The organism is Pectobacterium jejuense, assembly GCF_026800125.1.
In the GTDB taxonomy this organism is placed as follows: Bacteria; Pseudomonadota; Gammaproteobacteria; order Enterobacterales; family Enterobacteriaceae; genus Pectobacterium; species Pectobacterium jejuense.
Map to the genome: position 1 here is coordinate 704,938 of NZ_JAPQKX010000001.1, position 18,865 is coordinate 723,802.

The following is an 18,865-nucleotide window of genomic DNA, read 5'->3' on the forward strand; positions in this document are numbered from 1 at the left end:
GTCTCCTGTGGGAGACGCCTTACGTTTAAGCAAGAAAAATTATTCTTTCCACAAAATGTGGCAAAGTTTGTGGTCTTTTTCCCGGCAAATCAGCACGCGGGCAAAAATATCCGTGATCTCTTCACCGTCTTCTTCAGCCAGCCCAATGACGACTTCGGCAAAAAAGTCAGGATTTAGGTCGAAATCAACGTGTTCAGCCCAGTCTTCAGCAGGGTCGAATAACTCTGCACCACCGCGCTCTTCAAATTGCAGGTTGAACAGCAGAATATCTGCCGGATCGAGATTATCAGCCGCGAGTTCCAAAAAGATATCGTAGGCCTGTTCCAATGCTTCGTCTTCGGTCAGGCGATTATTCAAATCCATAACGTCATTCCTGTTAATTCCCAATAGCCTTATTAGAACACGGGAAAACGCGTATTTATAGCAGGGGGCTGAAAAAGTAGAACAGCCGCTCGACGATACGTTGCCAGTAAGGGCGGTTTTGCCACTGCGTCGCGTTTAACAGGCGTGAACGGGCGATATAATCTTCCTGTACGCAGGCTAAATCGCTGCCGAACCCGGCGTCGTCAATCACCAGCGTAATTTCAAAATTCAGCCACAGACTGCGCATATCCAGATTCACCGTGCCGACCAGGCTGAGCTGTCCATCAACCAGTACGCTTTTGGTGTGCAGCAGTCCGTCCTTGAACTGATAAATTTTTACGCCAGCGGCCAGCAGTTCCGTGAAGAACGCGCGACTGGCCCAGCCGACCAGCACGGAGTCATTCTTGTGGGGAACAATAATGCTGACATCGACCCCGCGCTGAGCGGCGGTGCAGATGGCGTGCAGCAAATCGTCGCTGGGCACGAAGTAGGGCGTCGTCATGATCAACTGCTTACGTGCCGAATAGACGGATGTCAGCAGCGCCTGATGAATCATTTCTTCCGGGTAACCGGGGCCGGAGGCAATAACCTGAATGGTATGGCCGCTCTCCTGCTCGAATGGCATAACGTTAACGTCCGGCGGTGGCGGAAGCAGACGCTTGCCGGTCTCCATTTCCCAGTCGCAGCAGTAAATAATCCCCAGCGTGGTCGCCACCGGGCCTTCAATACGTGCCATCAGGTCGATCCATTGCCCAACGCCGGCATCTTGTTTGAATAAACGGGGATCGACCATATTCATGCTGCCGGTATAGGCGATACGGTTGTCGATCAGGATGATTTTACGGTGCTGCCGCAAATCCATACGGCGAAGGAACGCACGGAACAGATTGACTTTCAGGGCTTCGACCACTTCGATCCCGGCGGTGCGCATCAGTTCGGGGTGATGCTGGCGGAAAAATTGTACGCTGCCGGCAGAGTCTAGCAGAATACGGCAGTGTACCCCGCGTCGTGCGGCGGCGATAAGAGAAGAGGAGACTTGCTCAACCAGGCCGCCGGGTTGCCAGATGTAGAACACCATTTCGATGTTGCTGCGTGCGAGTTCAATATCACGCAATAGCGCTTTAATGGTGTCATCAAACGTGGTCATCAACTGCAACTGATTGCCTTTTACGCCGCCAACCCCTTGCCGTCTCTCACACAGCTGAAATAACGCGCTGGCGACTTCGCTGTTTTCCGTCGCGAAAATACGGCGATATTCTTTTAATTCTCGCAGCCATTTTGCCGTTGATGGCCACATTTTGCTGGCACGTTCGGCTCGGCGTTTGCCGAGATGGAGCTCGCCAAACGAAAGATAAGCGACAATACCGACAAGTGGCAGAATATAAATCACCAGCAGCCAAGCCATCGCAGAAGGCACCGCCCGACGTTTCATCAAAATACGCAGGGTCACACCTGCAATCAGCAACCAGTAGCTAAAAACCAGTAACCAACTTATTACGGTATAAAATGTCGACATAAAAGCAGCACAGTTCCCTTCTGCAAAGAATTAACAAAGTGTACGCATAGATTTATAAAAGGGGAAATGCCTTTCCTCTGAATATCCCCGTCATACTTCAAGCTGCATGTGCGTTGGCTACGTTCAGTCACCCGAATCACTTACTTGAGTAAGCTCATCGGGATTCCTTCTCTTGCCGCCTTCCTGCAACTCGAATTATTTAGGGAATAAAAGTTATGAGTAAGAAGATAATAGTTGAGAAAGGGATTCACTGATTGTCGCCGTGTATTAGGGGGGTATAATGCCCAGCGCGAGTGTATTAACAAGAGTCGCATAATGAAACGCAGTCGGAATGAAGTGGGTCGCTGGCGGATGTTACGTCAGGTCCAGCGTAGAAGAAGTCGCTGGTTGGAGGCTCAATCACGTACGTATCGTCATATTCGCTCTGCCCGTTATCTGCAACAAAAGCAGCAACGACGTGCATTGCTCTATGCGGTAACCTACGACTGGTAAGCCAGTGAGGAAAATAGCGACCCGAGGTTTGGTCGCTATTTTTTTATCACACGGTTTACCACACGCAGGTTTTTTCCCTCATCGACTTATCCCATGATTGGAATGCGCTGTGCCATTTCACTCTGATCAATCATCAGGTTAATGTCATCTTCCGGCGAGGGGAGAATAAACAGCGATACTGACGTATTTAAGCGTTCCGTTTGCTCCAGCAATGAGGCGAAGGTGTGTGCGGAGGCTTCAACCTGTCCCGCATTTTCCCTGACGGTGTCGTTCAGCGTGCTGAGCCGGGCGGTGACTTCATGGATGCTTTCGTTCTGCTGGTGCGATATCTCCGAAATCTCGCTCAGAAACGTGCCCGTGCCTTTCGCGGTCTGAATGATGTGTTGCAGGCTGTCATTCAGTTTGTTCACCAGTCGTGTTCCGGCGGTGACGCTGTTATCGGAATCACGAATCAGCACATTAATACTTTGTGCAGAATGGCTGCTTTGCGACGCCAGCGTGCCGACTTCCCGCGCGACAACGGCAAAGCCGCGTCCCATCGTTCCAGCTCGTGCGGCTTCAATGGCGGCGTTCAACGACAAAATGTGCGTCTGAAACGCCACGTTCTCTATCATCCCAATGGCTTCTGTCATCTCACGCGTTCTGCCTGCTATGTCTGACATCGCCACCTTGACGTCATTCATCATTGTTTCACCCTGAGCAGCGATCTTGCTGGTATCTTCCGCGTGCAAATTAGCCTGTTGGGTATGCTGGGTATTTTGTTCCAGATGCTGGCTAAGCTGAATAATATGTTCTGTGGTGACTTTGAGCTCGTGGGATTGGCGATTTGCCTGTTCGGAAAGCCGATGGTTATCTGCCGCGACCCGATCGACCTGCGTCACCATATGGTCAACGCCCTGACGAACCTGATTGACCAGGTTCACCAGACCTTCCTGCATTTGAATGACGCTGGTATTAAGCTGTTCAATTTCGCGTGTACCGCGCGTCTTTGTATTGACCGCATGCGAAAGGTCACCCGCGGCGATCAGTTTTAAGTGGGCAATAATGTGCGTCAGCGGACGAATAATGATCCGACTCACGCCAATCCACACGGCGATGGCAATTGCCAGCAAGAGGCCAAGAACCGTAATGAAAATCGTTTTTGCGTTATCGAGTGAGGATAAAAATTGTTGGCCATGCTGCTTTTGCAGCGCATCGGTATCTTGCAGATAGTGTGAATACTTCTGGGTAAAATCGCTTTGGTAAGCCTGTACCGGAACGGCAAAGAAAATATCGATCTGATTAGTGGTCTTTATGCCCTCGGCCAGCTCGACAAGCCCGGAATAAAGCTGACTGTAGCTCTTTTTCAAATCGATAAAAGCCGCGGTGTCTGCTTCAGCCGTTGTGACCGTCCCCAGTAGTTGGTAATGCTCCTGCGCCTGTTTTAGAGACACTTCCGCTTCATCCATCAGGCTGTGCCAGCTACCCTCAGACCCCGTTTCTTTGTCTACCAACAAATAAATGCCCGCTCGATTGAGCTTGTCGCTGGCATTCATCACTTCCATCCGTGCTTTATCCATTAAGGCTTGTTGCTGGCGAAGGCTCTCGTTAGCGGAAATATCCTGCCGAACCTGCGTCATCGTTTGAGAAATGACGCCGACGGAAACCAATTGCAATAAAGAAAATAACCCAATGATCAATAACAATCCGGAGAGAATACTGAGGCGATGACGGCGGCGGATAGTAGCAACTCCGTTTCGCAAAATCGCAGGCATTAACATGATTGCTGACCCTCTATAAATGAATAGCGGTCAAATTATCACTGTTAAATGACTAAAATATTTCAGCTTTTGGCGGGGGCGAAAAGGGCCATGATTTTCTAGTACAACCATGACCTGTATCAATTACTCGTCATACTTCAAGTTGCATGTGCGTTGACTGCGTTCAGTCACCCGAATCACTTACTCAAGTAAGCTCATCGGGATTCCTTCTCTTGCCGCGTTACAAGGTTTATAAATAAACCTTGCCCTAACGGGCCAACGCTTTGCGTTGTTCAAACGTTAACGTTTGTCCTGAAACTCGAATTATTTAGAGTATGACCCTTAAAACACTTTCTTGAATGGCTTCACGCTGACGTGTTTATAGACGCCCGCAGCAATGTAAGGGTCGGCGTTAGCCCATGTCGTTGCCTCATCCAGCGATGTGAATTCGGCGATAATCACGGAGCCGCTAAAGCCAGCCTGACCGGGATCTTCGCTGTCGATAGCAGGCAAAGGGCCCGCGGTAATCAGTCGACCCTGATCGCGCAATGCCTGTAAACGGGCAAGATGGTCCGGTCTGACCGACAGGCGTTTTGCTAATGAATCAACATTATCTTCAGCATAAATGACATAGAGCATAGCGACCTCACAGGTGGGAAGGTACCCTTTATCGTTTGGGGTGCCGGGTTTGAGAACCCCAGCGGTCAAACGCTATCGGGTAAGAGAAACGAGTTTCTATCATCATACGTGATGTTGTTTGAAGACAATAGTACGAGGACAATAGGTTGATTTGCCAGAGTAATCCCCCCACGATTTCTGTTTTTTTAACAATTCCACGGGTTGTTATTGAATATGATTGCTATTTGCATTTAAACTTGGGCGGCATAAGAGGATAAAGACAGACTATGCCGCAAAAAAAGTTTTTTTTGACCCGCCGTTACTCATGGCCATTCATACTTTCAGTCGGTTTTCACGGTTCACTGATTGCAGGTTTGCTGTACGCATCATTTAATAATTCAATCGAATTACCGCAGGAATCTAAGCCCATCAGCGTTGTGATGGTGAACCCCGCGGCCTATGAAGCGGCACCTGCTGCTAAATCTGCCCCGGAGCCAGAGCCGGTTAAGCAGCCAGAACCTGAGCCTGAGCCAGAACCGGAGCCAGTGCCGCAGCCGGTTCCTATGCCATTACCTGAGCCAAAGCCCAAGCCGCCGAAACCTAAACCGGAGCCTAAGCCGGTGAAGAAGGTTGAGCAACCGAAGCCGGTTAAACGTGAACCGACCGTTGAAAAACAGCCGCCTTCGCCGTTTACCAGCACAGAGCCAACGCGCAATGTGACTAACGCGCCTGTGAAGCAGGCACCGGCACCCGCAGCAAGCACGCAGTCAAGCGGGCCACGTCCGTTGAGCCGCGCACAGCCTCAGTATCCGGCTCGCGCGTTTTCTCTGCGCGTTGAAGGGCGGGTAAAAATGCAGTTTGATGTGGACGAGTCTGGACGTGTTGACAACGTGCGCGTGCTTTCTGCTGAGCCACGCAATATGTTCGAGCGTGATATCAAGCAGGCCATGCGTAAATGGCGTTATGAAGCGGGTAAACCGGGCAAAGACTTGGTTGTGACCATCGTCTTTAAAATTGACGGTGGGGCGGCAGTCGAATAATTCACGCCAATATGAAAAAGAAACGGGGCGCCTCTGTGTAGATAGCGCCCCGTTTTCGTTATGCCTTTATATCTGGTAATAATGTAGATACTTACGTCAGCGAGTTTTTAGTCTGATGCCAGATGTTATTCGCTTGGCGTGAAGTTGCTTTTACCTGCTGGCAGCTCACGCGGATGGCCTTCTTCGTCTACGGCGACGTAGGTGAATAACGCTTCGGTAGCCCGATAGCGCTGACCAATCGGCTCAGAGGAGACTTTCTTCACCCACACTTCAACGTTGACGTTGATAGAGCTGCGGCCAGTACGTAAACAACGTGCATAGCAGCAAACCACATCGCCGACGGCGACAGGTTTTAAGAACGACATCCCATCAACCCGTACGGTAACGACACGTCCCTCGGCAATTTCTTTCGCCAAAATCGCGCCGCCGATGTCCATTTGCGACATCAGCCAGCCGCCAAAAATATCCCCGTTCGCATTGGTATCGGCTGGCATTGCCAGCGTGCGGAGAACCAGTTCGCCCTGTGGTAACACGTTTTGTGTGCTCATTGTGTCTATCTCGCTTTGGCTATTGCTGTTGCTCGCTTTTTTCTTCTTCTGACTTTTCCTGATCGTTAGGCAAGTGACGATAGATATAAACGCCACAAATCAGCGTAAACAGCAGCGTCACACCGGTCAGACCAAAGACTTTGAAATTAACCCAAACGTTTTGCGGTAACCAGAAAGCAATATAGATGTTAACCAGTCCACACACCAGAAAGAACATAGCCCAGGCGAAATTCAGTTTCCCCCAGACGGGCTGCGGCAAGGTTAACTCTTTACCCAGCATTTTCTGAATCAGGGTCTGTTTCATCACAAACTGGCTAACCAGCAGCGCAATGGCGAACAAGGCGTAGATGATGGTAACTTTCCACTTGATAAACAGATCGTTATGGAACACCAGCGTAAGCGAACCGAAAACGACGACCATGGCAAAGGTGACCAGCGTCATTTTCTCTATTTTACGATACATCACCCAGGTGATCACGAGTGACAGCGCCGTTGCCGCAATCAGTGCACCCGATGCGATATAGATGTCATAAAGTTTATAGGCCGCAAAAAAAACGACCAACGGTATAAAATCAAGAAGTTGCTTCATTATGTCAATCCATCACTCAACAGTGTCGTAATCATAACCCGCGAGAGTTATCCGATAGCTCATGCCATTATCCTTTATTGTGGAACACCATTCCCGAGATATTGTAATAATTTGCAGAAAATTACGATTGGGTAGATAGCGAACGGAGATCTGGCGGAACCTATGCCACCAGAGCGATGGCATAGGCAAAGGGCGGTAATTAAGCGCGCAGCAGCATATAAAGGCGGAACAGATAAATGAGCAGGATCGCGGAGATCAGGTTGCCCAAGCCATTCAGAACCACGCTGAGCACGGTCGGTGAGGAAATCGGTAACTTCGACACGATCAGCAAAATAGCGATTTTAGCCAGTAACCACATCACGATGGCAGGCGCGGTTGCACGCAGGTTGCCGTAAGCCAGCTTGGTACTCACTTTAATGGCATTGAAAATCCCGCTTTTTTCCGTGACGACAATTACGGGTGACAAACTCAGCGCAATAGCCAGCAGCACGCCAGGAATGACCAGAAGCATCATGCCAAGCTGGATGAGCAGGGTACACAGCAGGATCAGGATAAGCAGACGCAGTAAAAAGGGTGCAGAGGCACCAATGGCTCGCAGTGCACTGGTGCGCTGTCCGTCAGAAACCAGCTGGATCAGCATCAGAACCCCGCCCGTCAGCAGCGCATTGCCCACTAACGCAGCAAAGGTGCCTGCTGCCGACATTTTCAGTAACACGGTTTGTTGTTCCGGCGTCATCTGCTGAATCATATCCATCAAGCCAGCTTCGACAGAAGATGACAGATCGCTGCTGGAACTGCTCAGAATCTGTAACTCGTCTCCAGAAGGCGATAGTGCATGATTCAGTATGACAGTAATGAATGCCGTCAACAGTGACATCATTAAGATGCTGATGAACTGGTTGCGGGTGAAATTCATCGTGTCACGGTACAACGTGTTAGCCGTGATAGGCATGCAGGCTCCTTGAAAAAAGATAAATCGACAGAGAGAACTTAACTCCCAATTGTAACCTGTTAATTCGCGCTGTGGCACCCCGTCAACGATGCAATGCTGCTTTTCCCCTCACTATGAGGTTAGTGTGGCATGGCTACTCATCGTGGCGCTTATCGCCGTCTGTGGTGTATTTGATGCTCTTACATCATTATTGATCTAGATCAATTTCATGATTTTTAATGAGTTGGCGATAAATGATTCAGTTCAATTTGGGCGTAAAATCTTTAAAAGATGTGATCTGGCTTAAAACAAGAATACCTACTTAGGGGTATATTTCGCTCGAAATTTAAACCCTATAAATGGAGTGGGTAATGAAAAAGACATCTTTCTTATTGTTGGCAGCGGCGCTCATGCCTGCATTGGCACAGGCTCATCAAGCGGGTGATTTCATTGTTCGGGCAGGTTCAACAACCGTACGGCCTGCTGAAAGCTCGGACAATGTACTGGGTTTAGGTGAGTTTCAGGTTAGTAACAATACTCAACTGGGTCTGACGTTTAGCTACATGATGACGGACAATATTGGGGTTGAATTACTTGCCGCCACGCCGTTCAAACATAAAGTCGGAACACCGGCAACGGGGACTATTGCGGAAGTTAAACACCTGCCGCCTTCGCTGGTCGCGCAGTACTATTTTGGTGATACTCAAGATAAATTACGTCCCTATTTAGGCGTTGGCCTGAATTACACCTTGTTTTTCGATGAGAAATTTAATGACACGGGGAAAGGGGCAGGGTTGAGCGATTTGAGCCTGAAGAATTCCTGGGGCCTTGCTGCGCAGGCAGGGTTGGATTACAACCTGGATAAAAACTGGCTGCTTAATATGTCCGTGTGGTGGATGGACATTGATACCGATGTGAAATTTAAAGCCGGTAACGATCAGCAAAGTATCCATACTAAACTTGATCCCTGGGCCTTTATGTTTGGCGTAGGCTATCGCTTCTGATTGTTAATTTAGTTTGATGTGAAGAATAAAAAATTTCCGGGAGAAATTTTTAACGTTGCATTAGCAACGGCCGGTAAGGGGGCGGCCAGGGATGGCACGCCATAAAAAACGGCGACGTGAATAACGTCGCCGTTTTTATAGACAGGAAATAACAAACCAATAAAGAGAACGCTATTTTTATTACAGCAATTATCTAGATGGCGTTAGCCATTAGAAATTGTATTGCACACCAACACGGTAGCGAGTTTGACGCTCGTCAGTGTTTTTGCTACCAACAACGTTGCCGACTTCAGCATAAGGCGTCCAGTTTTTGTCGTATTTGTACGCTAATTTAACGTTGTGAGTCAGGCCATAGTTGTCGTTGTCGGCAATGTAACCAGGAGCACCAGCTTTGGTCTTCTTGTCGTATTCAAATTCGTATTCAACCACAAAGTTTGCAGGCAGTTTATAACCCAGCGTACTGGTGATGGTGTAGCCTTTAATATCGGTAGGGTTCGCAGCTGTGTTGGTATTACCGATGTTGTTACTTTTACGCAGGTAAGATGCACGATAGCGCAGACCATAGTATAAGGAATCGGTAATGTTGGCCGTGCCTTTGATGTAAGGACGGTAGTTGTTGTCGTCTGAAGTGGTAACCATGTTTAGGCCGGTTTCCAGTCCAAAAGTTTTATCGAATTTGTACTGATAGCTGGCGGTAACTTCTGTACCGTTGCTGACCGTTTCGTTATACGGTTTGTTTGGGGTGGTATCGTTTTTGGATTGACCCCATTTGCCTTCCAGTGACAGGCCAAAACCGTTGTCAAAACGGTGGGACATCAGCAGGCGATCTTTATGATCGTTCTTTGCCGTATCTTGCATTTCATGACGATAGTCAATCGTCACAGCCATGGAGCTTAAGCTGATTAAGGAGGTTACCACCATCGTCAATATTTTAACTTTCATTTTATTATCCCAAGTCAAAGAGAATTATTATTTAAAAACGCGCTGCCACTTTTGTTCAGCGGTTCCATTCTATTTATTATTTCTTACAGTAATGTGAACAAGATCGTTAAAAAGAGAAAATTTTAAATGATCTCAGTTCTGTGATTTTCTTCGTATTTTATTAGTGGGATTTATGCGGTTTAAAAATTAAGGGGTAATTAATTTATTTTGTTGATGCGGAATTAAATAATTATTTCAATTTGAAAACATTTCTTACAATTATAATGAAGTGGAAACTAAATAATAATTGAAGATGTTTCGCGTTAATTAAATAAGAAATAATTTGAAACATTATTCGGCGCGCGATAGGACTTGTGTGAAGCACAAATCGCGCACCTGAAACGTGTTATGAACGCGTAGCGGCTTTCATTTCACTTACAAAGGCGTGTAATTCAGACAGCATGACGTCGGGCTGGTTCAGATTTTTTTCGATAATCCGTACGATCGCGGAGCCAGAAATGGCACCCGCTGCACCTGAGGCTAACGTTTCCCGCACTTGGGCAGGATCGGAAATGCCAAATCCTTGTAACGGCGGGGCGGCATGATACGCGTTCAGTTTGGCAACCAGATGATTCAGCGGCAGTTGCGCGCGCTTTTCTGCCCCAGTAACACCTGCGCGCGACACTAAATAGGTATAGCCACGTCCATAAGAGGCGATCTCGCGCAGCAGTTCATCGTCAGCATTAGGCGGACAGATAAAAATGGGGGCAATGCCGTGTCGCAGGGCAGCCGCACGGAAAGGCGCAGACTCCACCACTGGCACATCTGCTACCAAAACTGAATCGACGCCAACTTGCGCACAGCGCTGATAAAATTCATCAATACCGTTGCTGAAGACCAGATTGGCATACATCAGCAGGCCAATCGGGATTTCCGGGTATTTTTGACGTATAGCTGCCAGCATTTCGAAGCATTGGTCTGGTGTGACACCTGCCGCAAAGGCGCGCAGGTTGGCATCCTGGATGGTTGGGCCATCCGCCAACGGGTCAGAGAAGGGCACGCCCAGCTCCAACGCATCGGCACCGGCCGCAATCAGCGTGTCGATAATTTTCAGGGACTGCTCGGGAGAGGGATCGCCCAGCGTAACAAACGGAACGAACGCGCCTTCCTTTTTCTCTGACAGGCGGTTAAATAACTGTTGATAGCGTTCCATTAGATTTCTCCCCGATCTTTCAAAATATCGTGCACGGTAAAGATGTCTTTATCACCACGGCCGGACAGGTTGACCACCAGCAGTTGCTCTTTCTCCGGTTCCGCTTTAATCATCTTCAAGGCGTGCGCCAGCGCGTGGGAGGATTCCAGCGCGGGAATAATCCCTTCACCGCGGCAGAGTGCTTTGAAAGCATCCAGCGCTTCATCATCGGTAATCGAGACATAGTCGGCACGGCCAATGCTGTTCAGATAGGCGTGCTGCGGCCCTACGGATGGGAAATCCAGTCCGGCAGAAATCGAGTAAGATTCTTCAATTTGCCCGTCGGACGTTTGCATCATTGGAGACTTCATACCGAAATAGATACCGAGGCGACCGTGTTTTAACGGTGCGCCGTGTTGTCCGGATTCAATGCCCAAGCCGCCTGGTTCAATGCCGATCAGACGGACGCTAGTATCGTCGATGAAATCAGCGAACATCCCAATCGCATTAGATCCACCGCCAACACAGGCCAGTACCGCATCCGGCAAGCGACCTTCTTTTTCCAGAATCTGCGCTTTGGTTTCCTCACCAATCATACGTTGAAACTCGCGCACGATAGTTGGATAAGGATGCGGGCCTGCGGCCGTTCCCAGCAGATAGTGTGCCGTTTCATAGCTGCCGGACCAGTCACGTAGTGCTTCGTTGCAGGCATCTTTCAGCGTGGAAGAACCGCTGTGAACCGGAATCACTTCTGCACCCATCAAACGCATGCGGAATACGTTCGGCGACTGGCGCTCCACGTCTTTGGCACCCATATAGACGCGGCATTTCAGGCCAAGCAGGGCACAAGCCAGCGCCGTTGCGACGCCGTGTTGGCCCGCACCGGTTTCAGCGATGATTTCACTTTTACCCATGCGTTTAGCCAGCAGAGCTTGTCCGAGTACCTGATTGGTTTTGTGCGCGCCGCCGTGCAGCAGATCTTCACGTTTCAGGTACAGCTTGGTTTTCGTCCCAGCAGTCAGGTTTTTACACAGGGTTAACGCTGTCGGGCGACCCGCGTAGTTTTTCAGCAGATCGGTAAATTCGGCCTGAAATTCAGGATCTTTTTGTGCACTGACGAAAGCCTCTTCCAGCTGGCGTAACGCCGGGATGAGGATCTGCGGAACAAACTGTCCGCCGAATTCACCGAAGTAAGGGTTGAGTAATGTCATAATTTTCCCGTCTGTTTTAGTGCTGCGGCTGACGTAATGTCGCAAAAACCGCAGCAATTTTATGTGAGTCTTTTTTTCCCGGTTCGCTTTCTACCCCGGAATTGAAATCCAGTCCTGCGCAACCTTGCTGTGCCGCCAGTGCGCAGTTATCGCTATTCAGGCCACCGGCCAACAGCACGTTATTCAATGACTGATTCGCCAGCAGCGACCAGTTGAAGGTTTTCCCGCTGCCGCCCTGACCGTTGTCAAACACGTAGCGATCGACATGGGTGAGATTACGTTCAGGCAGCACATCCGCGATGCTCAGTGCTTTCCAAATCTGGCAGGTCGCTGGTAATTGCTGACGTAGTCGGTCGATGGTCTGTTGATCTTCATCACCGTGGAGTTGAACGGCCGCTAGCCCTAACTGCGTTGTGATGGCAACAATGTGTTCGACGGGCGCATTGCGGAAAACACCGACATAGCGCAGTGGGGCACCTGTCATAACGTCGGCGGCTTGTTTGGCGTCAACATAGCGTGGAGAACTGGCGACGAAGATTAAACCGCCGTAGAGTGCACCCGCTTGATAGGCGGCCTGTGCATCAACTGCGCGCGTCAGGCCGCAGACTTTGTTCTCGCCTAGGATAACGCGGCGTACTGCGCCGTTCAGATCCGGCTCAGACATCAGTGAACTGCCGATCAGGAAGCCCTGAGCAAAGGCGCTGAGTTCACGAATCTGTGCCTGGCAGTTGATACCGGATTCACTGATCACGGTGACGCCAGCAGGCAGACGCGGTGCAAGCGTCCGGGTACGGTCGAGGTCAATCGAGAGATCGCGCAGGTCGCGGTTGTTGATCCCAACGACGCGTGCTTCGAGCTGAATCGCCCGGACCAACTCTTCTTCATTACTGACTTCTGTCAACACGCCCAGCTTCAGGCTGTGCGCCACCTCGGCCAGTTGCTGATACTGCTCGTCGTCCAGCACGGACAGCATCAGCAGAATGGCATCGGCCTGATAGTAGCGAGCCAGATAGATCTGATAAGGCGAAATAATAAAGTCTTTGCACAAAACCGGTTGATGTACTGCTGCGCTAACCTGCGGCAGAAAGGCAAAATCGCCCTGGAAATACTTTTCGTCAGTCAAAACGGAAATAGCAGACGCGTAATCTTTATAGACCTGAGCTATTGCTACTGGGTCGAAATCATCGCGAATCAATCCCTTCGACGGTGAAGCCTTTTTGCATTCAAGAATGAAGGCGGGCTTATCTTGTTTCAGCGCCTGATAAAAGTCGCGCTGGCTGGGAACGATCTCATGCTGAAAAGAGGCCAGCGGCTGTACTTTTTCTCGTTCCGCAACCCAAAGCGCTTTATCACGCACAATTTTATGTAATACGGTTTCCTGCATGGTTCCATTATCCTCTGGCGGACAGGGCGATAACGCGCTGATAAGCCTGTCCACTATGAATGACTTCAAGCGCCTGTTGCGCATTTTGGCGCAGATCTTCTTGTCCGAATAATCTCAGGAGCAGCGCAACGTTGGCGGCAACCGCCGCGGCGTGCGCGCGTTCACCTTTACCTTGTAGCAGTGACGCGAGAATGTCACGATTTTCTTCTGGCGTACCGCCTTGTAATGCCGACAGCGGATACGCATCCAGCCCGAAATCGCGGTGCGTCAGTTCGTAGGTTTCGATCTCGCCATTGTTCAACTCGGCAACCTGCGTTGGCGCATGGATCGCGACTTCATCCATTCCGCCACCGTGTACAACTGCGGCACGCTGGTAGCCCAGCACCTTCAGCGTTTCGGCGATAGGGCGAACCAATTCGGGGCTATACACGCCAATCAGCGCCAGCGGTGGGCGAGCGGGGTTAACCAACGGCCCCAGCACGTTGAAGACGGTGCGCGTTTTGAGCTGCTGACGTACCGGCATGGCATGACGGAAGCCCAGATGGTATTGCGGAGCAAACAGGAAACACACGCCCAGGTCGTCCAGCGCCTTACGGGAATCCTGCGCGCTCATATCCAGCTTAATGCCGAAAGCGGAGAGTAAGTCAGAGGAACCGGAACGGCTGGAGACGCTGCGGTTACCGTGCTTGGCGATTTTCAGACCACAGCTGGCGGCAACGAAGGCACTGGCCGTCGAAATGTTGATGCTGTTGGTTCCGTCACCGCCTGTACCGACGATATCGGCAAATAAATAGTCAGGGCGTGGGAACGGCTGCGCATCGGCCAGCAGAGCCGTGGCCGCACCAGCGATCTCATCGGGATGTTCGCCGCGCACTTTCATACTAATCAACGCCGCTGCCAACTGGCTGGCTTCCAGTTCACCGCGAATAATGGCACCAAACAGCGCCTGACTTTCCTGACGGCTGATAGGGTTCGCGCCGTATAATTTTTCCAATATGTGTTGCATGGTCATGACATCCTGAGCAGTAGACGGTTCTGTGTCTTAAAAGACTGTTGTGTAGAAGACAGTTGCATAATCGTATCCCTCGTTAAGCCAGCGCCCAGTCCAGCGTTTGTTCCAGCAGTCGAGCGCCATGCGTGGTCAGGATCGACTCAGGGTGGAATTGAAAACCGCAGACGCGATCGGCATCGTTCCGCACGGCCATGACCATCGTGTTGAAGTGTGCGTTGACGGTCAGCGTCGACGGAATGTTGCTGCCGACCAGCGAGTGGTAACGAGCAACGGGCAACGGATGCGGTAAACCGCTAAACATGCCGCTGGCATCGTGGTCGATGGCTGACGCTTTGCCGTGCAGGATTTCACCCGCCTGACCGACATGGCCGCCATAGGCTTCCACGATGGCCTGATGGCCGAGGCAAATGCCAATAATCGGCAACTGACCGCGCAAACGTTGCAGCAGCTCGGGCATACAACCCGCTTCGGCTGGCGTGCCGGGGCCGGGGGAGAGCATCAGGATCGGTTTTTCCATTTGCTGTAACCGCGCGATGATGACGTCGGCAGGCAGATGGTTACGGTAAATCACGACCTGATGACCGCTGGCACGCAGCTGATCCACCAGGTTGTAGGTGAATGAATCGATGTTATCGAGCAGCAGGATGTCGGCCATCAGAAAATCTCCTTTGCATGGTGCGCACTGGCAATGGCTCGCAGTACGGCCCGGGCTTTATTACGCGTTTCGTCGGCTTCGGCCTGAGGGTTAGAATCCAGCACCACGCCCGCACCGGCCTGAACGGTGGCAATACCGTCTTCGACATAGGCGGAGCGAATGACGATACAGGTGTCCAGATCGCCATGAGCGGTGAAGTAGCCCACCGCGCCGCCGTAGCTGCCGCGTCGGGTTTTCTCACTTTCGGCAATCAGCTGCATGGCTCGGACTTTCGGTGCGCCGCTCAGCGTGCCCATATTCATGCAGGCGCGGTAGGCGTGCAGCACATCTAAATCTTCACGCAATGTGCCCACGACGCGGGAGACCAGATGCATGACAAAGGAATAGCGGTCAACTTTGGTCAAATCAGCAACGTAACGGCTACCCGGCTGACAAATGCGCGCCAGATCGTTACGGGCTAAATCGACCAGCATCAAATGCTCAGCCAGCTCTTTATGGTCGGTACGCATTTCCAACTCAATACGGCTATCGAGATCGCGATCCAATGAGCCATCGGCACGGCGACCGCGCGGGCGAGTACCGGCAATGGGGTAGATTTCGATTTGGCGGCTGTCGGCATCGTATTTCAGCGAGCTTTCCGGCGAGGCACCGAACAGCGTGAAGTCCTGATCCTGCATGTAAAACATGTAAGGGCTTGGATTGCTATCCTTCAGCGTTTGGTAGGCAGTTAGCGGTGAAGGACACGGCAGAGAGAAACGACGTGACGGCACGACCTGGAAAATTTCACCGATGCGGATAGCTTCCTGCATCTGGCTGACGACTTCCCCGAAGGCTTCATCGCTCTGATTGCAGCTCAGCGTCATGTCTTCGATGGACTGGCGCGGCAGTGCAGGTGCAGGCTGAGTGAGCTGATGTTGCAACTGTTCCAGACGCTGTTGCAGACGCTGCTTTTCGCTGTGGTTCGGTGTAAACAGACTGGCTTGCAGAGCGGTCACTCGTTTTTGGTGATCAAGCACCAGCAGCGTTTCTGCCAGATAGAAGCAAAAATCCGGGCAACGCTGCTGCTGGCTCAGCGCGGGTAATTCTTCAAACCCGGCAACCAGATCGTAGGCGAACAGGCCGCCGAGAAACATGGCTTCACGCTCATCTGTCGGGCAGGCGACCAGCGTCAGAATCTGACGTAAGGCATCAAACACGGACAGCGAACGCAGGCGAGCATCTTCGTCCTGCATGGCGTCTGCCAGTGGGAACGTGAGTTCACGACCGTTCGGACGTGGTTGATTGATAATCTCCACTGGCAGCGCGGCATCCAGAAGCGGCAGGAGGCTGGCGCCGTTTGCCGTTAGTGCCTGAATAGAAACCTGCTGACCCAGTGCGGTGATGCGCAGCGCGCTATCGACGATCAACAGGCTTTTCAGGTTTTCCTTGCTGTCGATTTCAGCCGACTCTAACAACAACGTTGCTGGTCTGGCACCGCAGAGCTGATGGAAGATGGCGCTGGGGTCGTTACGGTAAACGGCCTCAATACGCAGCAGTTCCAGTTTAGGTTGTGTTGTTTGCATTCTTGCTACCCGTTTAATGTTGTGCCCATCAAATAAAAAGCCCGCTTAGTTAAGCGGGCCTGGGAATATCTGCATGTGTGATAACAGCGATGCGTGATTAGTCCACCCGCGAGAGGGAAGAGCGCCACCAACCATGCTTCATCATTTTCTGCGTTGCCATTATCATCATCTCACTGTTTGTATACTGATTACTGTCCGCGTACTGCGCTTGCGTACTAGTTAACTGGTTCGGCGATAAAATGTCAACACCTTCAATATGATTATTTTATTACTCAGAGAAACGGCGGGCATTACCATTTACGCCCTATTGATGGCATCATGCGGCCTTCGCATTATTCTTGTTAATGGATAGGCTTGTGCCAGAAGATTCTCAACCGATATCGTCGTTCCCACTTTATGATTTGCATAGCCATACTACGGCATCTGATGGCCTTTTAACGCCGACGGCGCTGGTCAGTCGGGCGGTAGACATGCGGGTGAGCGTGCTGGCCATTACCGATCATGACACGACAGCTGGGCTTGACGAAGCGCAACATGCGATTGCACAGCAGGGGCTGCCGCTGAGATTGATTCCCGGCGTAGAGATCTCCACGCTGTGGGAAAATCATGAGATTCACATTGTCGGATTGGGGATGGATAGTGCACACCCAGCGTTAACGGGGTTGCTGCAACAGCAGGCGGCGTGTCGGCAGAGTCGAGCGGAGCAGATCGCGGCTCGACTGGAAAAAAACCGCATTCCCGATGCGCTGGCGGGCGCACAGCGTCTGGCGACGGGAGGGCAGATTACACGCGCGCATTTTGCACGTTATCTGATCGAACTGGGCATCGCAGCGAATATGAATCAGGTGTTCAAAAAATATCTGGCGAAAGGCAAAATCGGTTACGTGCCACCGCAGTGGTGCACCATCCCGCAAGCGATTGAGGCGATTCATCAATCCGGCGGTGTGTCGGTGTTGGCGCATCCGGGGCGCTACGATTTGACGGCCAAATGGCTAAAGCGTCTGCTAGCTACCTTCGCAGAAAGCGGCGGGATCGCGATGGAAGTGGCGCAATGCCAACAGGCACCGGATGAGCGTACGCAACTTGGGCGCTATGCGCGCGACTTCAACCTGATGGCGTCGCAAGGATCGGATTTCCACCTGCCGTGCGCCTGGATTGAGCTGGGGCGCAAACTGTGGCTACCTGCCGATGTCGAACCCGTTTGGCACCATCCGCTATTGGTTGAGGCTGGCAGCGCATAGCCGCGTTGATGCCATGACGTTCTTTTTGAAATAACAAATTCATGGAATAACAATCTTTTACCGCCAACACGTTCTATAATAATCCTTATTGCACGATGAAGCGGGCTGGAATGAACAGCGCCGCGAAATGTCAGACGTACGAGGTAGGGTCATGAGCCAGTTTTTCTATATTCACCCACAGAATCCGCAGCCGCGATTGATCAATCAGTCGGTGGAATTTTTGCATAAAGGCGGGGTGATTGTTTATCCAACGGATTCCGGTTACGCGTTGGGCTGTATGTTGGGCGAAAAGAACGCGCTGGAACGCATCTGCCGGATTCGCGATCTGGGGAGCGATCATAACTTCACGCTGATGTGTCGCGACCTGTCCGAACTGTCGACGTATGCCCATGTTGATAACTCGGCTTTCCGGTTGATTAAAAATAACACACCCGGTAATTACACGTTTATTCTGAAAGCGACGAAAGAGGTGCCTCGCCGCTTAATGAATGAAAAGCGTAAAACCATCGGCCTGCGCGTGCCGTCCAATCCTATCGCTCTGGAGCTGCTGGCTGCGCTGAATGAACCGCTGATGTCGACGACGCTGATGCTGCCGGGAAATGATTTCGCCGAATCCGATCCAGAAGATATTCAGGACAGATTGGGAAAACAGGTGGATTTGATTATTCATGGCGGTTCGCTGGGTCAACAGCCGACGACGGTTATCGATTTGACCGAGTCCTTGCCACGCGTCGCCCGTGAAGGTACTGGAGATGTCACGCCGTTCCTATAAACGCAGCGACGAGCGATAACAATCGGAATACAAATGGCGCGAAGATCGGTATAATCGCGCCAGTTTTTACTACGA

At 51.1% G+C, this 18,865-nt stretch carries 19 protein-coding genes and 1 other annotated feature; of the genes, 5 read left to right on the top strand and 14 right to left on the bottom strand.

Annotated features, from left to right (window positions below; all coding sequences use genetic code 11):
* Positions 1 to 39 precede the first annotated feature (39 nt).
* Together NXT09_RS03205 and cls are read right to left on the bottom strand one after the other, a co-directional pair.
* Positions 40 to 363 (bottom strand): HI1450 family dsDNA-mimic protein, encoded by a 324-nt coding sequence (locus tag NXT09_RS03205; protein WP_010275303.1) that lies wholly within the window; start codon positions 361 to 363, stop codon positions 40 to 42.
* Positions 364 to 418: 55 nt separating this feature from the next.
* A complete protein-coding gene (gene cls, locus NXT09_RS03210; protein WP_010275301.1) occupies positions 419 to 1,879 on the bottom strand; it encodes a cardiolipin synthase in 1,461 nt (486 codons plus the stop codon).
* 315 nt (positions 1,880 to 2,194) lie between these two features.
* Here cls and NXT09_RS03215 point away from each other — a divergent pair, with 315 nt between their 5' ends.
* A complete protein-coding gene (locus NXT09_RS03215; protein WP_085996914.1) occupies positions 2,195 to 2,371 on the top strand; it encodes a YciY family protein in 177 nt (58 codons plus the stop codon).
* A gap of 86 nt (positions 2,372 to 2,457) precedes the next feature.
* Here the strand turns inward: NXT09_RS03215 and NXT09_RS03220 are convergent, their stop codons facing one another.
* The gene (locus NXT09_RS03220) at positions 2,458 to 4,131 is read right to left on the bottom strand and encodes a Tar ligand binding domain-containing protein (RefSeq protein WP_268578837.1); all 1,674 of its coding nucleotides are present in this window, start codon (positions 4,129 to 4,131) and stop codon (positions 2,458 to 2,460) included.
* 321 nt (positions 4,132 to 4,452) lie between these two features.
* The gene (locus NXT09_RS03225; RefSeq protein WP_205550537.1) at positions 4,453 to 4,749 is read right to left on the bottom strand and encodes a YciI family protein; all 297 of its coding nucleotides are present in this window, start codon (positions 4,747 to 4,749) and stop codon (positions 4,453 to 4,455) included.
* A 266-nt stretch (positions 4,750 to 5,015) separates the two neighbouring features.
* On the opposite strand from NXT09_RS03225, the gene tonB reads away from it, so the two are divergent.
* On the top strand, positions 5,016 to 5,768 hold the full coding sequence (gene tonB / locus NXT09_RS03230) for a TonB system transport protein TonB (RefSeq protein WP_268578838.1): 753 nt from the start codon (positions 5,016 to 5,018) through the stop codon (positions 5,766 to 5,768).
* A gap of 125 nt (positions 5,769 to 5,893) precedes the next feature.
* On the opposite strand, the gene yciA is transcribed toward tonB, so the two are convergent.
* The 3 genes from yciA to NXT09_RS03245 form a co-directional block, all read right to left on the bottom strand.
* On the bottom strand, positions 5,894 to 6,316 hold the full coding sequence (gene yciA / locus NXT09_RS03235) for an acyl-CoA thioester hydrolase YciA (protein WP_010275288.1): 423 nt from the start codon (positions 6,314 to 6,316) through the stop codon (positions 5,894 to 5,896).
* A gap of 19 nt (positions 6,317 to 6,335) precedes the next feature.
* Positions 6,336 to 6,905, bottom strand: a complete 570-nt coding sequence (locus tag NXT09_RS03240) for a septation protein A (protein WP_268578839.1) — start codon at positions 6,903 to 6,905, stop codon at positions 6,336 to 6,338.
* A gap of 199 nt (positions 6,906 to 7,104) precedes the next feature.
* Positions 7,105 to 7,857, bottom strand: coding sequence for a YciC family protein (locus tag NXT09_RS03245; RefSeq protein ID WP_268578840.1), 753 nt, complete (start codon positions 7,855 to 7,857; stop codon positions 7,105 to 7,107).
* A gap of 350 nt (positions 7,858 to 8,207) precedes the next feature.
* Here NXT09_RS03245 and ompW point away from each other — a divergent pair, with 350 nt between their 5' ends.
* Positions 8,208 to 8,840, top strand: a complete 633-nt coding sequence (gene ompW, locus NXT09_RS03250) for an outer membrane protein OmpW (RefSeq protein ID WP_268578841.1) — start codon at positions 8,208 to 8,210, stop codon at positions 8,838 to 8,840.
* A 210-nt stretch (positions 8,841 to 9,050) separates the two neighbouring features.
* Here ompW and NXT09_RS03255 read toward each other — a convergent pair whose 3' ends face one another.
* The 7 genes from NXT09_RS03255 to NXT09_RS03285 all read right to left on the bottom strand — a co-directional run bounded on the left by NXT09_RS03255 (position 9,051) and on the right by NXT09_RS03285 (position 16,777).
* Positions 9,051 to 9,782, bottom strand: coding sequence for an oligogalacturonate-specific porin KdgM family protein (locus NXT09_RS03255; protein WP_240585308.1), 732 nt, complete (start codon positions 9,780 to 9,782; stop codon positions 9,051 to 9,053).
* A 385-nt stretch (positions 9,783 to 10,167) separates the two neighbouring features.
* Positions 10,168 to 10,974: a tryptophan synthase subunit alpha gene (gene trpA, locus NXT09_RS03260; RefSeq protein ID WP_039500924.1), complete on the bottom strand. Its 807-nt coding sequence runs from the start codon at positions 10,972 to 10,974 to the stop codon at positions 10,168 to 10,170.
* Entirely contained in the window at positions 10,974 to 12,167 is a 1,194-nt protein-coding gene (gene trpB / locus NXT09_RS03265; protein WP_268578897.1) for a tryptophan synthase subunit beta, read from the bottom strand. The genes trpA and trpB overlap by 1 nt, the downstream gene beginning before the upstream one ends.
* Positions 12,168 to 12,180: 13 nt before the next feature.
* Positions 12,181 to 13,548 carry a bifunctional indole-3-glycerol-phosphate synthase TrpC/phosphoribosylanthranilate isomerase TrpF gene (trpCF, locus tag NXT09_RS03270; RefSeq protein WP_268578842.1) on the bottom strand — a complete coding sequence of 456 codons (1,368 nt, stop codon included), beginning with the start codon at positions 13,546 to 13,548 and terminating at the stop codon, positions 12,181 to 12,183.
* A gap of 7 nt (positions 13,549 to 13,555) precedes the next feature.
* The gene (gene trpD, locus NXT09_RS03275; protein ID WP_268578843.1) at positions 13,556 to 14,554 is read right to left on the bottom strand and encodes an anthranilate phosphoribosyltransferase; all 999 of its coding nucleotides are present in this window, start codon (positions 14,552 to 14,554) and stop codon (positions 13,556 to 13,558) included.
* Positions 14,555 to 14,636: 82 nt separating this feature from the next.
* Positions 14,637 to 15,215: a glutamine amidotransferase-related protein gene (locus NXT09_RS03280; RefSeq protein ID WP_010275261.1), complete on the bottom strand. Its 579-nt coding sequence runs from the start codon at positions 15,213 to 15,215 to the stop codon at positions 14,637 to 14,639.
* Positions 15,215 to 16,777, bottom strand: coding sequence for an anthranilate synthase component 1 (locus tag NXT09_RS03285; RefSeq protein ID WP_268578844.1), 1,563 nt, complete (start codon positions 16,775 to 16,777; stop codon positions 15,215 to 15,217). The genes NXT09_RS03280 and NXT09_RS03285 overlap by 1 nt, the downstream gene beginning before the upstream one ends.
* Positions 16,778 to 16,808: 31 nt before the next feature.
* Positions 16,809 to 16,913, bottom strand: a sequence feature (Trp leader region).
* A 220-nt stretch (positions 16,914 to 17,133) separates the two neighbouring features.
* On the opposite strand from NXT09_RS03285, the gene rnm reads away from it, so the two are divergent.
* Together rnm and NXT09_RS03295 are read left to right on the top strand one after the other, a co-directional pair.
* Positions 17,134 to 18,018, top strand: a complete 885-nt coding sequence (gene rnm / locus NXT09_RS03290; protein WP_370690891.1) for an RNase RNM — start codon at positions 17,134 to 17,136, stop codon at positions 18,016 to 18,018.
* A gap of 151 nt (positions 18,019 to 18,169) precedes the next feature.
* On the top strand, positions 18,170 to 18,790 hold the full coding sequence (locus NXT09_RS03295; RefSeq protein ID WP_268578846.1) for an L-threonylcarbamoyladenylate synthase: 621 nt from the start codon (positions 18,170 to 18,172) through the stop codon (positions 18,788 to 18,790).
* Positions 18,791 to 18,865 lie beyond the last annotated feature (75 nt).

Coding starts and splice junctions, on each gene's coding strand:
- NXT09_RS03205 (WP_010275303.1), bottom strand. CDS start 363: ATGGATTTGAATAATCGCCTGACCGAAGACGAAGCATTGGAACAGGCC.
- cls (WP_010275301.1), bottom strand. CDS start 1,879: ATGTCGACATTTTATACCGTAATAAGTTGGTTACTGGTTTTTAGCTAC.
- NXT09_RS03215 (WP_085996914.1), top strand. CDS start 2,195: ATGAAACGCAGTCGGAATGAAGTGGGTCGCTGGCGGATGTTACGTCAG.
- NXT09_RS03220 (WP_268578837.1), bottom strand. CDS start 4,131: ATGTTAATGCCTGCGATTTTGCGAAACGGAGTTGCTACTATCCGCCGC.
- NXT09_RS03225 (WP_205550537.1), bottom strand. CDS start 4,749: ATGCTCTATGTCATTTATGCTGAAGATAATGTTGATTCATTAGCAAAA.
- tonB (WP_268578838.1), top strand. CDS start 5,016: ATGCCGCAAAAAAAGTTTTTTTTGACCCGCCGTTACTCATGGCCATTC.
- yciA (WP_010275288.1), bottom strand. CDS start 6,316: ATGAGCACACAAAACGTGTTACCACAGGGCGAACTGGTTCTCCGCACG.
- NXT09_RS03240 (WP_268578839.1), bottom strand. CDS start 6,905: ATGAAGCAACTTCTTGATTTTATACCGTTGGTCGTTTTTTTTGCGGCC.
- NXT09_RS03245 (WP_268578840.1), bottom strand. CDS start 7,857: ATGCCTATCACGGCTAACACGTTGTACCGTGACACGATGAATTTCACC.
- ompW (WP_268578841.1), top strand. CDS start 8,208: ATGAAAAAGACATCTTTCTTATTGTTGGCAGCGGCGCTCATGCCTGCA.
- NXT09_RS03255 (WP_240585308.1), bottom strand. CDS start 9,782: ATGAAAGTTAAAATATTGACGATGGTGGTAACCTCCTTAATCAGCTTA.
- trpA (WP_039500924.1), bottom strand. CDS start 10,974: ATGGAACGCTATCAACAGTTATTTAACCGCCTGTCAGAGAAAAAGGAA.
- trpCF (WP_268578842.1), bottom strand. CDS start 13,548: ATGCAGGAAACCGTATTACATAAAATTGTGCGTGATAAAGCGCTTTGG.
- trpD (WP_268578843.1), bottom strand. CDS start 14,554: ATGCAACACATATTGGAAAAATTATACGGCGCGAACCCTATCAGCCGT.
- NXT09_RS03280 (WP_010275261.1), bottom strand. CDS start 15,215: ATGGCCGACATCCTGCTGCTCGATAACATCGATTCATTCACCTACAAC.
- NXT09_RS03285 (WP_268578844.1), bottom strand. CDS start 16,777: ATGCAAACAACACAACCTAAACTGGAACTGCTGCGTATTGAGGCCGTT.
- NXT09_RS03295 (WP_268578846.1), top strand. CDS start 18,170: ATGAGCCAGTTTTTCTATATTCACCCACAGAATCCGCAGCCGCGATTG.